The following is a 12282-nucleotide window of genomic DNA, read 5'->3' as shown; positions in this document are numbered from 1 at the left end:
GCTTGTTTCGCTCAGGTCGATACGCTTACCACCCTTGCCGCGCGGTTCAAGTTATCTTTGGCATATGGGACAGTAGAAGCTCGACCGCCCCGACTGGACGATCCGGGCAATCTTCGCCTCGCATCCGGGCGTGCGGCAGGGCTGCCCCTCGCGTCCGTAAACGTCAAAGGAATGCTGGAAATAGCCCAGTTCGCCATCCGCCTGCCGGAAGTCGCGCAACGACGATCCGCCGGCGGCGATCGCATCGGTCAGAACCTGCCGGATTACCGGTACCAATGCGGCGACACGCCGCGCCGAGATGCGCCCCGCCTTGCGCTGCGGATAGATGCGGGCGCGGTAAAGTGCTTCGCACACATAGATATTTCCCAGCCCCGCCACGATATGCTGATCCAGCAACGCCGCCTTGACCGGCGTGTTTCGCCCGCGAAACGCCGCAACAAGATGCGGTTCGCTGAAATCGTTGCCCAGCGGTTCCGGGCCAAGCGCCGCAAGCAGCTTGTGGCTGTCGGCGGTGGCGGTCTCCATCAGGTCCATCGCCCCGAACCGGCGCGGATCGTTGAAGGTGATGCGCGCGCCGTTCTCCATGTCCAGCACCACGTGGTCATGTTTCTCGGGCGCAGGATGGTCATGCACGAAAACCCCCAGCGGATCGCCCGACACCAGCATCCGGCCGGACATTCCCAGATGCACAAGCAGCGTTTCCCCCGAATCGAGATCGGCGAGGATGTATTTCGACCGCCGCCGCAACGCCTGCACCCGCCGGCCCGTCAGCCGCCCGGCCATGCCGGGGGGAAACGGCCAGCGCAGATCGGGCCGGTTCACCTGTGCGCGGGCAATCACCTGCCCCTCCATTACGGGGGCAAGACCGCGGCGGACGGTTTCGACCTCGGGCAATTCGGGCATGTTTGCGGACCTCCCTGACAGAAGGGCGCATTGCAGCGCCCGGCAAGCGCCCTATAAGAAGGGCAGAGTCACAGGAACGGCAAGCCCCATGAGCGACGAGTATCAGAAAACCACGCATTTCGGGTTTCAGGACATCCCCGAATCCGAAAAGGCGGGGCGCGTTCAGGGCGTGTTCGGATCGGTCGCATCGAAATACGATGTGATGAACGACGCGATGAGCATGGGGATTCACCGCATCTGGAAGGATGCGATGATGGATTGGCTGGCCCCGCGCCCCGGCACCCGGCTGCTGGATGTCGCGGGCGGCACGGGCGATATCGCGTTCCGCTATCTCGCGCGCGCGGGCCAGGCGCACGCCACCGTTCTGGACCTGACCGAACCGATGCTGGTCGAGGGTCGCAAACGGGCCGAGGCCGAGCGGCAGGCCGACAACCTGGACTGGGTGGTGGGCGACGCGATGGCCCTGCCGTTTCCCGACAACAGCTTTGACACTTACACGATTTCCTTTGGCATCCGTAACGTGACACGCCCGCAAGAGGCGCTGAACGAAGCCTATCGTGTGCTGCGCCCCGGTGGCCGGTTGATGGTGCTGGAATTCAGCCAGATCCCGAACGACCTGATGCAAAAGGTCTATGACCTCTATTCCTTTCACATCATTCCGCGTCTGGGGCAGGTCATAGCGAATGACAGGGACAGCTATCAGTATCTTGTCGAATCGATCCGCAAATTCCCCGATCAGGAAACATTCCTGAGCATGGTCCGCGCCGCGGGTTTCGGGAATGCCAAGTATCGCAACCTGACGATGGGCATTGCCTGCCTGCATTCCGGCTGGAAGATCTGACATGCGCGGCCCCCACAACATATGGCGCCTGATCCGCACGGGCGCGACGCTGGAACGCACGGGCGCCATGCACGTGGTTCTGGACGCCTTCGACGCCCCGCGCATAGTGCGGATTGTCCTGCGCTCGGTCGCGTGGCCGTTCCGCTGGCTGGGCTACAAGGGCGACCCGTCGATGCCGCCCGCGACGCGCGCGCTGACGGCATTGGGCCCGGCCTATATCAAGTTCGGTCAGGTCCTTTCGACGCGACCCGACGTTGTGGGCGACGAACTGGCCAACCAGCTTCGCGTGCTGCAGGACAAGCTGCCGCCGTTCTCGCTGGCCGAGGCGCGCAAGAGCATCGAGACCGAACTGGGCGAGCCGGTCGACGACGTGTTTCTCGACATCAGCGAACCGGTCGCCGCCGCCTCGATCGCGCAGGTGCACAAGGCGCGGCTGCGCGAAACCGGCGAGGCCGTGGCCGTCAAGGTGCTGCGCCCCGGTATCGAACGCGCGTTCCGCAAGGATATCGACGCCTTCTTTCTTGCCGCCGACATCATCGAATTCCTGGCCCCGTTCGCACGCCGCCTGCGCCCGAACGACGTGATCACGCATTTCGAAGGCGTGGTCATGGGGGAACTCGACCTGCGGCTCGAGGCATCCTCGGCCAGCGAATACGCGGCCAACACGGCCAATGACGAGGGGTTCCAGCTGCCCGAGGTAAAATGGCGCTATTCCAGCCGCCGGGTCATGACGCTGGGCTGGGCCGAAGGTGTGCCGCTGGGCGACAACGCGGCGCTGGACGCGGCGGGCCACGACCGCGCCGTTCTGGGCGAACGGGTTTTGCAACTGTTCCTGAATCACGCGCTGCGCGACGGGTTCTTTCACGCCGACATGCACCAGGGCAACCTGAAGGTCGCGCCGGATGGCGACATCATCGCCTATGATTTCGGGATCATGGGCCATATCGACGAATATACCCGCCGGGTCTATGCCGAGATTCTCTATGGCTTCATCCGCAAGGATTACAAGCGCGTGGCCGAGGTGCATTTCGAAGCCGGCTATGTGCCCGCCGACCGCGATGTCGAGGAATTCGCCCGCGCCCTGCGCGCCGTGGGCGAACCGATCTTCGGCCTCGATGCCACGAGGGTGTCGATGGGCCGGCTGCTGAGCTACCTGTTCGAAGTGACCGAGCGGTTCGGCATGGAAACCCGGACCGAGCTGATTCTGCTGCAGCGCACGATGGTGGTGGTCGAAGGCGTGGCACGGTCGCTCAACCCGCAGATCAACATCTGGAAGGTCGGGCGGCCGGTTGTCGAGAATTACATCCGCACGTCGATCGGCCCGGCCGCGCTGGCGCGCGATCTGGGCAAGACGGCGGTGGTGCTGGCCCGGTTCGGCCCGCGCCTGCCCGGCCTTGTCGAAACGGCGCTGGTGCGACAGGCCCAGCCGCAGGAACCGCCCGTGCAACGCAGCGGCTGGCTGGTCTGGCTGGGTGTCGGCGTGGGGGCCATCGGCGGTGCGGCGGCAACGGCGCTGGCGCTTCACCTGCTGGGTTGAGCCGTGGCCCGCAGCGCCGCAAGCTCAAGCTGCAGCGCCTCTTTGTCCCGCGTATCCGCGCCCGACCGCTCGGCCCGCCACTGGCAATAGGCCGCCATCCGCCAATGAAATGCCGGGGCCAGCCCACGCAGGCGCGCAACCGCCCTGTCATCCCCGTACCCGGTCAGGAACGCGTGCTCGTCGGCCAGTGACAGCGGGCCTGCGCCGTAAAGAAACTGCATCGCCGGGGAAAGGTAGATAGCCAGATCCTCCACCGGATCGCCCAGGGCTGGGCATTGCCAGTCGATCAGGCAGATGCCCGTTTGCGTGGCAATGGCGTTGGCGGGCACCGGATCGCCATGCAGGAACACCGGCGCCGGCGCCGGATGATCCTCAACAACCGGCCGGAGGCGGGCAATATCCCCGGGCGTGCGACAGGCCGCAAGGATCTGGTCCCCCTGACGCAGAATGGACTGCCCCCCTGACGGCACGGGCCGCAGCCCGGGCATCGGCGGGTGCCGGTGCAACCGGGCCAGCGCACGCCCCATCGCGTCCGGCGACACGGCGCCCTGCGCCCCCGGAACATGCCGGTAGATCACGCATGGCCCTTGCGCGGTATCCACCTCTGCGATCAGTACGGGGGCCAGCCCCGTGCCATCCAGCCAGCGCAGCACCGCCGCCTCGGCCTGCGCATCGTTCGGGAAAAGCGGTGTCGCGGCATCCCGGTCATACAGCTTGACCACCAGCGCCGCACCGTCCGCCATGACATGCCACAGCCGGTTGGTGCGCCCGCCGGAAAGCCGCCGCCATTCGGCGCGTCGGGGAAGCCAGCCGCGCAGGGCAGGGTCTGCCGCCAATGCGGGCGTTTCGGTTTTCGGGGCAGAGGCTGTCATCTCGATCCTGTTCCCGGCAAGGCAACGCGCGGCACGCTACTGCCTGCGCCCTCGGGGAACAAGCGCCGCAATTACGGGGCGCGCAGGGCGGTTACCGTGCTGGCAGCAACGCTGCGCCCGGCTTCGGTTACCAGCAGCAACCCCTCCGGCACCTGCTGCGCCTCGACCACGCGGGCATAGACCTGCGCCGCATCCCGCCCGATCACCGATCCGTCGGCGGCACGGCTCTCCACTTCGAAAACATAATCGCCATGCAACGCCATGCCGCCATCCGGCAAGGTACCCGTCCAGGTCATGCGGCCACCCTCGCCGGCGATCCGGTTGCGCGTGATCTCATTGCCATAACCATCGCGCACCACCAGATCGGAATCGTCCGCGCCCGCCGCCGGTTCGGCCCAGACGGTAATCGGCGAACCCTCGAACGTGGCAGGGCCGGGCGCGCGCACCTCCATCCCGACCCAGCCCGCCATCTGCGCCAGCCCGGCACCCGATTGCCCCAGAATCTGACCCAGCAGATCGTTGGTCAGAACCTGCTGCTCGACCGAGGAAAAGGTCGCAAGCTGCACCGCGTATTCCGAGGATTCGACCGGGTTGAGCGGGTCCTGGTTCTGCATCTGCACCGTCAGCATCTTGAGGAATGTCTCGAAATCCGAACTGAGCGTCGCACGGGATGTCGCGCCGCCGGGCCTGGGTGCCGAGGACGCCGAAAATGCGGGTTGGATCGCCTGGGATTCGGTCATGTGTATCTCTTACAATCTGATGTCGAGCGTATCGGCAGCCATTCGCGGCCTGCCCAGTGGGACGGGTATATCGACTGTGACGTCAGGGGTTGCCTGATCGTCGGCCTGCGCGGCTGACCCGCCTTGACCCTGCATCGCCGCACCCCGGTCATTGCCAAGCGCCACATGCAGATCAGCAAAGCCCTGCGCCGCGAATTCGGACACAAGCAGCGCGAGATGGCGGCGCACAAGCTCCAGCGTTTCAGGGCGATCCGCAATGACGGTAAGGACACCGGCGGTGCCCTCCCCCGGTGAAAGCGTCAGGCGCAGCCGGCCCAGTTCTTCCGGCCGGAGGATGATTTCCAACGCCCCTTCGGAAAGCCGCGGGGCGGCATCCGCAATCTGGTGCGCAACGGTCTGCGCAAGCGTGGCCGGACGGGCCCCCGCCCCTGATGCGGGCGCGGCACTCGGTTGCAACACACGGTTGGTCAGCGGATCGAGGCCCAATGCGTGCGGGTCCGGTTCCTCCCCTTGGCGGCGAAACCGAACGACCTCCTGCCCGGCAGAGGCATTGCCAGGCAGCCTATGAAAGGGGTTATTTTGGTGCGCAGTTCGCATTGCGCCTTGCTCAATCGTCCGACCCGTACCGGCCGGGGTTGCCAAGTCCTGATCGGTCATCGACCGTAGCGGCGTTTCGGATATGCCCGCCGATGGTTCGGCAGGCACAGCGGGCGATTCGCGCCGTATATCGGCGGGGTCAGCCGCCGTTTTCGTGTGCAAGGGAAGCGGCGAGGTGTCTGGCCGATCCATCCGCTGCACAGGCGCCCCGGATCTGGGACGCGGGTTTTCGGCAACAGGCGTTCCATCCTGCGATTCATGCGTATCCGTGCCCACAGGCGTAGCGGACCGTCCTTCATTCCTTGGGGCATCGCTGTCGCAAAACTCTTCGGCGGAATTCACCGTACCCGTCGCTGGCAGTGCACTCTGTCGATGTCCCCTTACAAGGGTTTCGGGCCGCACCGGCGGCATTGAGCCATAGGACAGGCCCGGACATGATGGATCGGAATACCCTTCGACACCGGCACGATCATCGGTTTCACCGGTGACGGCGTTCGGATCGTTTTCGTCTGCCCCGCCATCGACGTCGGTCACCGGAGCGTGCTCGTGATCGTTGCCCTGTTGCGACATGCCTTCGACAGGCGAAACAGCCTGCTCTTCGACTGGCTGGGCGAGAAACTCGCACAGGAAACCGGACGCCGGGGAGTGCCCGCTGCCCGGCACCGGCGTTGCGAATGCGATGGCCGGCAGGCCGCCCGGCGGTGGGGAATCGTTGATCATGGCAGCTCCGTCCCGGATCGTCGGGCCGACTATGATCACTGGTAGTTACCGGTTCTTTACCGGTCTCAGGCCATGGTCGGGAAAATCCATCGAATTGAAAGAATCCGTGACATGACCGACCTGTCCCCTGTCCAAGGCGCAACACCATCCGCCAACGACCGCCCCTTGCGCGATGTCGCAATCAAGCTTGAGGCCAGTTTCCTGGCGGAAATGTTGAAAACGGCCGGATTGGGCAAGACGCCGGACGCATTCGGTGGCGGCGCGGGCGAGGATCAGTTCGCCTCGTTCCTCGTGCATGAACAGGCCCGCGCACTGGCCGAACGCGGCGGAATCGGCCTGGCCGAGACGATTTTCAACGCATTGAAAGGGAAATGACATGACCGACAGAACCAGGGACGTGGTGCATGAAGCACTCGAAAAGCTGCTCGACCGGGAACGGAACGCCCTTCTTGCCGGCGATCTGGAAACGATCGCCGGGCTTGCCGAGGAAAAGGAGCGCCTGATCGGGCAGCTTTCGGGTAGCGCAGTCCCGGGGCTTGAGGGGCTTCGGAACAAGGCCGCCCGCAATCAGGCGCTTTTGAACAGCGCGCTTGACGGAATCCGCGCCGTCGCCGACCGGCTTGAGGCGGTACGCCAGCTGCGCGGCACGCTCGACACCTATGACAGCAACGGCAGGCGCCACAGCATCGACGGCCTGCGCCAGCCCAGGGTCGAGAAACGGGCCTGAATTCAAGGCGAATTTTCCACTTCTGTTCAGTCAAATCCGCACGACATTGCCCTGTCCGGTTAGGGGTCTCTTAGCTCTTTGCGCTTCAGTCTGGCGGCGCACCTTCCGGTGGCGCGGGACCGGCAAACCGATCCCGCAAACGTCAGAAGACGGTCGATCCGCCCCCGGTCTTTCGGGGCGCGGAAAACCCAAACGGGCGGAAACCGCCCCGTGACTGAAGGAAAAAAGATGTCAAGCATCCTGACAAATAACAGCGCGATGGTCGCGCTTCAGACCCTGCGTTCGATCAACAAGAACCTCGCCACCACCCAGAACGAGATTTCCACGGGCAAATCCGTTGCCACGGCCCGGGATAACGCGGCTGTCTGGGCGATCTCCAAGGTGATGGAATCGGATGTAAAGGGCTTCAAGGCCATTCAGACCAGCCTGAGCCTTGGGGATTCCACCGTCGCCGTGGCACGCCAGGCATCGGAAACCGTCTCCGACCTTCTGACCGACATGAAGGAAAAGATCGTTGCCGCACAGGAAGAAAACGTCGACCGGGCGAAGATCCAGACGGATATCGACGCGCTGCGCGACCAGATCACCTCGATCGTGGGCGCGGCCCAGATCAACGGCCTGAACCTGCTTTCGAACCAGGATAGTGCCGTCGGTTCGGGCACGGTGGACGTCCTGTCCTCGCTTGACCGCTCTGCCAGCGGGGTGGCGACCAGCGACATTTCCGTCACCAAGCAGGATCTCGGACAGCAGGCATCGCTGGCAGGGTCGACTGCGGGCACGGCGATCGGTGTGTCGGGGCCGACCGCGGCGGCCAACGGCGGCACGGTGGACTACGACCTGTCGACCAATACCGATGCCTACGGCCTGTCGTTCGAATACTCCGCAAGCATCGCGGGGCAGACGATTGCGGCCGACTATGTGCTGCGGGACGGTGAAACCGCCGCCGACGCAGCCAGCCAGCTTGCCGCAAGACTGAACTTTGCGCTGGCCGATGCCGGCGTGGCGGATATCTCCTTTTCGGCGAATGGCACGGACCTGACGCTGACGAACAACACTGCGACCGCCGTCACCACGGCAGCCGGCAATATCAGCGTTACAACGGATGGCGAGGCGGGCGGCGGGCTCGAACTGCTGTCCCGTATCGACGTGACCTCAAGCGAGGCCGCCAACGCATCGCTTACCGCGATCGAAGGGCTGATTCAGACGGCAATCGATTCGGCAGCGGCCTTCGGCTCGATCCAGGGCCGAATCGAAACCCAGTCCGAGTTCATCAACGGTATGGTCGATGCGCTGAAATCGGGTATCGGCACGATGGTCGATGCCGACATGGAAGAGGCCTCGGCCCGGCTGCAGGCGTTGCAGGTGCAGCAGCAGCTCGGCGTTCAGGCTCTGTCGATCGCCAACCAGGCGCCTCAGACGATCCTGTCGCTTTTCCGCTGAGCTGACACATACCGGGGGCGCCGTCCCGCGCCCCCGGCCCTTTTCCCGAACATCCCCGCAGACCGGAAGGACCAGACGTGAACAGCCAGCGTCAGGCGCAACGCGCCTATCAGTCGACACAAACGCCCATCCGCACACCACGCAGCACCGAGTACGAGGCGTTTGCCCGCATAACCCATCGCCTGGCCAGCACCGCCCGCCAGGGCAAGGCCGGCTTTGCCGCCCTTGCCGACGCGTTGCATGAAAACCGCCGGCTCTGGACAGTGCTGGCGGCCGCGGTGGCGGATGACGAAAACGCCCTGCCGCATGATTTGCGCGCGCGCCTGTTCTACCTTGCAGAATTCACCGACACCCACAGCCGGAAGGTGCTGCGCGGCCAGGCAACCGTTGCCCCGCTGATCGAGGTGAATACCGCCGTGATGCGGGGCCTGAAAACGGAAGGAGCTGCAAGATGAGCGGGCTTGTCCTGAAACTGAATCCCAGGGAACGCGTGCTTGTGAACGGCGCCGTGATCGAAAACGGCGATCGGCGTACACGCCTGTCGATCGTCACCCCCGGCGCACATATCCTGCGGCTGCGCGATGCCATCCACCCCGAGGACGCACGCACCCCTGTCCGGCGCGTCTGCTATGCCGCGCAACTGGTGCTGTCAGGAGACGCGGACCCGGCAGAGGCCCGGCAACAACTGTTGCGCCGGATTGAGGAACTCAGCCAGGTATTGACCGATCACGACAGTCGCGCCCAGTTGGCCGAGGCGACACAGGCGCTGATCTCGGGCCACTACTATCACTGCCTCAAGGCGCTCCGCCGGCTGATCCCGCGCGAGGACCGCCTGCTGGCGGCATCGCCAAGATGAGCTTTCAGCCGGTTCTTCCTGCAGGCGGCCTTGCCGGTTGGCGGTTCCTGCAACGCACGCTGGAAAGCCAGACAGCCGCGTTCGACAAGGGCGTGCAGATCACCCGAGACACCGACTATTTCCTTGAAACCATCGGCCAGATCGAAACGGTCGAACAACTGGTCGCGGATCGCCGGCTACTACGCGTCGCGCTGGGCGCCTACGGCCTGCAGGACGAGATCGACAACCGCTATTTCATCCGCAAGGTTCTGGAAGAGGGCACGGCAGATCCCGACGCGCTGGCCAACCGGCTGGCTGACGACCGCTTCAAGACCTTTTCGCGCGCCTTCGGCTTTGGTGACTTTCCCGTCCCCAATACCGGACTTAGCGATTTTGCCCCGCGCGTTGTCGCACTTTACCGGCGCCAGCAGTTCGAGCTTGCGGTGGGGGAACAGAACGGGGCGATGCGCCTTGCCCTAAATGCCCAGCGCCAGCTGCCGGACCTGACGGAGTCCTCCAGCAGCGACACGACCAAATGGTTGCGCGTCATGGGCACCGCCCCCCTGCGCGAGGTTTTCGAGGTCGCGCTGGGATTGCCCAAAAGCTTTGGCCGGATCGACCTCGACAAGCAGCTTGAGGTTTTTCAGGACAAGGCGCGCGCCCAGTTAGGTATCGAAACCTTCGACGATCTGGCGCAACCGGATATCCGCGACAAGCTGATCCAGCGCTACCTTCTGCGCAACCAGGTGGCCGAAGCTGCCGCACCCTCGGCAGGTGCAATCGCGCTGAGCCTTTTGCAGTCCATGCCGCGCCCGGGATGACAGGGACCACGCCCCGATCATCCGCCCGGGGCCGGACCGCCGCGCGCACCCTGCGCCCCGGCACGGCGCAGGATCAGGCGAAGCCGTGCAAAACTATCCTCGATACCCTGCGCCTCGGGCTCGGCCAGGAACGCATCGAGCTCGGGCCAGGCCGCGATTGCCCTGTCCAGTACCGGATCGGACCCTGCAACATACAGCCCCGCGCGGATCATCATCTCGTTCTCATCGTAATGCCCAAGCAGGCGACGTGCCTCGGCAATCGCGGCATTCTCATCATCGTCCGCCGCCTCGGGCAGGCTGCGCGAGACCGAGCGCGGCAGGTCGATCGCCGGAAAACGGCCGCGCTCGGCGATCCCGCGATCCAGAACCACGTGACCGTCAAGAACACCGCGCAGGATGTCGGCAATCGGCCCGTCCATGTTCGATCCGGCCACCAGCACGGTGAACAGGGCGGTGATGTCGCCCATACCCGCGCTTCCCGGCCCGGCACGCTCGGCCAGCGACATGATCGTATGTGCGGTCGAGGCGGGATACCCACGCAGCGCCGCAGCCTCGCCCGACGCCACGGCAATCTCACGATGCGCCTCGGCAAAGCGGGTGATCGAATCGGCCAGAAACAGCACGTTTCGGCCGGCATCCCGAAAATGCTCGGCCACGCACATCGCCGTCCAGGCACAGCGCCGGCGCAACAGCGGCGACTGATCCGAGGTCGCGGCGACGACGATCGCCCGCGCCATCCCGTCGGGCCCAAGTACCCGGTTGACGAATTCACCAAGCTCGCGCCCGCGTTCGCCTATCAGGGCGATCACCACCAGATCCGCCTGCATGTTCTGCGCCAGATGCCCCAGCAAGCGCGTCTTGCCCACACCCGAACCCGCGAAAAGCCCGACGCGCTGCCCGCGCACGATCGGCAGCAGGGTGTTGAACACGCGCATACCCGTGGCAAGCCGCGGCCCCAGCCCACGCCGCAACGCCGCCGGGGGCGGGGCGGCCTGCAATGCACGCACGGCCGGGCCCTGCGGCAACGGCCGGCCATCCATCGGCCGGCCCATGGCGTCGATCACGCGGCCGATCCAACCGTCGCAGGGCGCGATTCGCGCCGGCCCCGCCAACACCACCCGATCGCCCAGGGCGACACCATCGGGCGCATCCTCGGGCAACATGGCCAGCCCGTCGCGCGTGATCTGCAGTACCTCGCCCTCAAGCGGGGCGGCCCCCTTGCGCATCAGGCGCAAACGGTCGCCCAGCCGCGCCAGCGCACCAAGGCCCTGCACCTCAATCAGGCCGCCGGACACCGCACATACGCGCCCCACATCGCGCACGGCAGACAGGCTTTGCAGGTCGGATAACAGGGGGGTCAGTTTTCTTTGTGGCATCGAACGCTCCGAAAATCCTTTGAAAACAATTTCTAAAGGAATCGGGGTTAAGCATCGGTGTAGTCACCGAGGGAGAAGCCCGGATGTTTGCCAACCTGCAGATTTTTCGCCTTGCGCATTCCATGGCCGCCCATGCCGGCGCGCGTCAGGCCGTCATCGCGCGAAACATCGCCCACGCGGATACGCCCGGCTACAAGGCGCAGGATCTGCGCCCGTTTGCCGAGATGGTTCAGACCGGACAGACCGGCCTGCGCGCCACGCGGGCGGATCACCTGAATGGCACCGCCGGACCGCAGACGCCCCTCACCGTGATCCCGCGCGAGGGGGGGACGACCAATCCCAACGGCAACAATGTCACGCTGGAGCAGGAGATGCTGCACGCGGTGGATACCAGGCGGCAGCATGACCGGGCGCTCGCCATTTACAAAAGCTCTCTCACCATCCTGCGCAGCGCCATCGGCCGCCGGTAAAGGAGGGCAAACATGAGCGACTTTTCAAAATCCCTTTCAGTGTCGGCAAGCGGCCTGACCGCCCAGGCCCAGCGCCTGCGCCACGTATCCGAAAACATCGCAAATGCCGACACGCCGGGATACCGCCGCAAGACCATCCCGTTCGAAATCGAGGCTGGCCGGAACGGTGCCAGCGCGGTGAAACCCGGCCGGGTGAAACTCGACCGCAGCGATCTGGAGCGGGTCTATGACCCGGCGCATCCGCTGGCCGACGAAACCGGCCACTACCTCGGCTCCAACGTCGATCTGGTGATCGAGATCGCCGACGCGCGCGAAGCGCAACGCAGTTACGAGGCAAACCTCAAGATGTTCGACCAGACAAGACAGATGTCATCGGCCCTGATGGACCTGTTGCGCCGGTAAA

At 65.0% G+C, this 12282-nt stretch carries 15 protein-coding genes; 10 read left to right on the top strand and 5 right to left on the bottom strand.

The genetic code is table 11. From position 1 onward, the window contains the following. Window positions 1-51 precede the first annotated feature (51 nt). Window positions 52-903: a bifunctional DNA-formamidopyrimidine glycosylase/DNA-(apurinic or apyrimidinic site) lyase gene (gene mutM / locus F3H87_RS15470; protein WP_149787273.1), complete on the bottom strand. Its 852-nt coding sequence runs from the start codon at window positions 901-903 to the stop codon at window positions 52-54. 88 nt (window positions 904-991) lie between these two features. Here mutM and ubiE point away from each other — a divergent pair, with 88 nt between their 5' ends. Together ubiE and ubiB are read left to right on the top strand one after the other, a co-directional pair. After that, entirely contained in the window at window positions 992-1744 is a 753-nt protein-coding gene (ubiE, locus tag F3H87_RS15465) for a bifunctional demethylmenaquinone methyltransferase/2-methoxy-6-polyprenyl-1,4-benzoquinol methylase UbiE (RefSeq protein ID WP_149787274.1), read from the top strand. 1 nt (window position 1745) lies between these two features. Further along, the gene (gene ubiB, locus F3H87_RS15460; protein WP_149787275.1) at window positions 1746-3281 is read left to right on the top strand and encodes a 2-polyprenylphenol 6-hydroxylase; all 1536 of its coding nucleotides are present in this window, start codon (window positions 1746-1748) and stop codon (window positions 3279-3281) included. Here the strand turns inward: ubiB and F3H87_RS15455 are convergent. The 3 genes from F3H87_RS15455 to fliK all read right to left on the bottom strand — a co-directional run bounded on the left by F3H87_RS15455 (window position 3266) and on the right by fliK (window position 6210). After that, entirely contained in the window at window positions 3266-4153 is an 888-nt protein-coding gene (locus F3H87_RS15455) for a phosphotransferase family protein (protein ID WP_149787276.1), read from the bottom strand. The two genes, ubiB and F3H87_RS15455, sit on opposite strands and share 16 nt — an antisense overlap. Before the next feature lie 71 nt (window positions 4154-4224). Then, window positions 4225-4893: a flagellar hook capping FlgD N-terminal domain-containing protein gene (locus tag F3H87_RS15450; protein WP_149787277.1), complete on the bottom strand. Its 669-nt coding sequence runs from the start codon at window positions 4891-4893 to the stop codon at window positions 4225-4227. Between the two features lie 9 nt (window positions 4894-4902). Next, window positions 4903-6210: a flagellar hook-length control protein FliK gene (fliK, locus tag F3H87_RS15445; protein ID WP_223228084.1), complete on the bottom strand. Its 1308-nt coding sequence runs from the start codon at window positions 6208-6210 to the stop codon at window positions 4903-4905. Window positions 6211-6321: 111 nt separating this feature from the next. On the opposite strand from fliK, the gene F3H87_RS15440 reads away from it, so the two are divergent. The 6 genes from F3H87_RS15440 to F3H87_RS15415 all read left to right on the top strand — a co-directional run bounded on the left by F3H87_RS15440 (window position 6322) and on the right by F3H87_RS15415 (window position 10033). Then, complete coding sequence (locus tag F3H87_RS15440) at window positions 6322-6585, top strand: rod-binding protein (protein WP_149787667.1); 264 nt, start codon at window positions 6322-6324, stop codon at window positions 6583-6585. A 1-nt stretch (window position 6586) separates the two neighbouring features. Then, on the top strand, window positions 6587-6937 hold the full coding sequence (locus F3H87_RS15435; RefSeq protein ID WP_149787278.1) for a flagellar protein FlgN: 351 nt from the start codon (window positions 6587-6589) through the stop codon (window positions 6935-6937). A 228-nt stretch (window positions 6938-7165) separates the two neighbouring features. Beyond that, the gene (locus F3H87_RS15430) at window positions 7166-8377 is read left to right on the top strand and encodes a flagellin (RefSeq protein ID WP_149787279.1); all 1212 of its coding nucleotides are present in this window, start codon (window positions 7166-7168) and stop codon (window positions 8375-8377) included. A gap of 77 nt (window positions 8378-8454) precedes the next feature. Continuing rightward, window positions 8455-8832: a flagellar biosynthesis regulator FlaF gene (gene flaF, locus F3H87_RS15425; RefSeq protein ID WP_149787280.1), complete on the top strand. Its 378-nt coding sequence runs from the start codon at window positions 8455-8457 to the stop codon at window positions 8830-8832. After that, complete coding sequence (flbT, locus tag F3H87_RS15420; RefSeq protein WP_149787281.1) at window positions 8829-9233, top strand: flagellar biosynthesis repressor FlbT; 405 nt, start codon at window positions 8829-8831, stop codon at window positions 9231-9233. The genes flaF and flbT overlap by 4 nt, the downstream gene beginning before the upstream one ends. Further along, complete coding sequence (locus tag F3H87_RS15415) at window positions 9230-10033, top strand: DUF1217 domain-containing protein (RefSeq protein WP_149787282.1); 804 nt, start codon at window positions 9230-9232, stop codon at window positions 10031-10033. The genes flbT and F3H87_RS15415 overlap by 4 nt, the downstream gene beginning before the upstream one ends. Window positions 10034-10050: 17 nt before the next feature. Here F3H87_RS15415 and F3H87_RS15410 read toward each other — a convergent pair whose 3' ends face one another. Further along, window positions 10051-11409 (bottom strand): FliI/YscN family ATPase, encoded by a 1359-nt coding sequence (locus F3H87_RS15410; RefSeq protein WP_149787283.1) that lies wholly within the window; start codon window positions 11407-11409, stop codon window positions 10051-10053. Window positions 11410-11492: 83 nt separating this feature from the next. Here F3H87_RS15410 and F3H87_RS15405 point away from each other — a divergent pair, with 83 nt between their 5' ends. After that, window positions 11493-11879, top strand: coding sequence for a FlgB family protein (locus F3H87_RS15405; RefSeq protein WP_149787284.1), 387 nt, complete (start codon window positions 11493-11495; stop codon window positions 11877-11879). A gap of 12 nt (window positions 11880-11891) precedes the next feature. Then, on the top strand, window positions 11892-12281 hold the full coding sequence (gene flgC, locus F3H87_RS15400; RefSeq protein WP_149787285.1) for a flagellar basal body rod protein FlgC: 390 nt from the start codon (window positions 11892-11894) through the stop codon (window positions 12279-12281). The last annotated feature ends 1 nt before the right edge of the window (window position 12282 follow it).

The sequence above is a fragment of the Lutimaribacter pacificus genome, assembly GCF_900142185.1.
In the GTDB taxonomy this organism is placed as follows: domain Bacteria; phylum Pseudomonadota; class Alphaproteobacteria; order Rhodobacterales; family Rhodobacteraceae; genus Lutimaribacter; species Lutimaribacter pacificus.
Note: the sequence above shows the minus strand (reverse complement) of the source record. Positions and strands in the feature narration are given on the sequence as shown.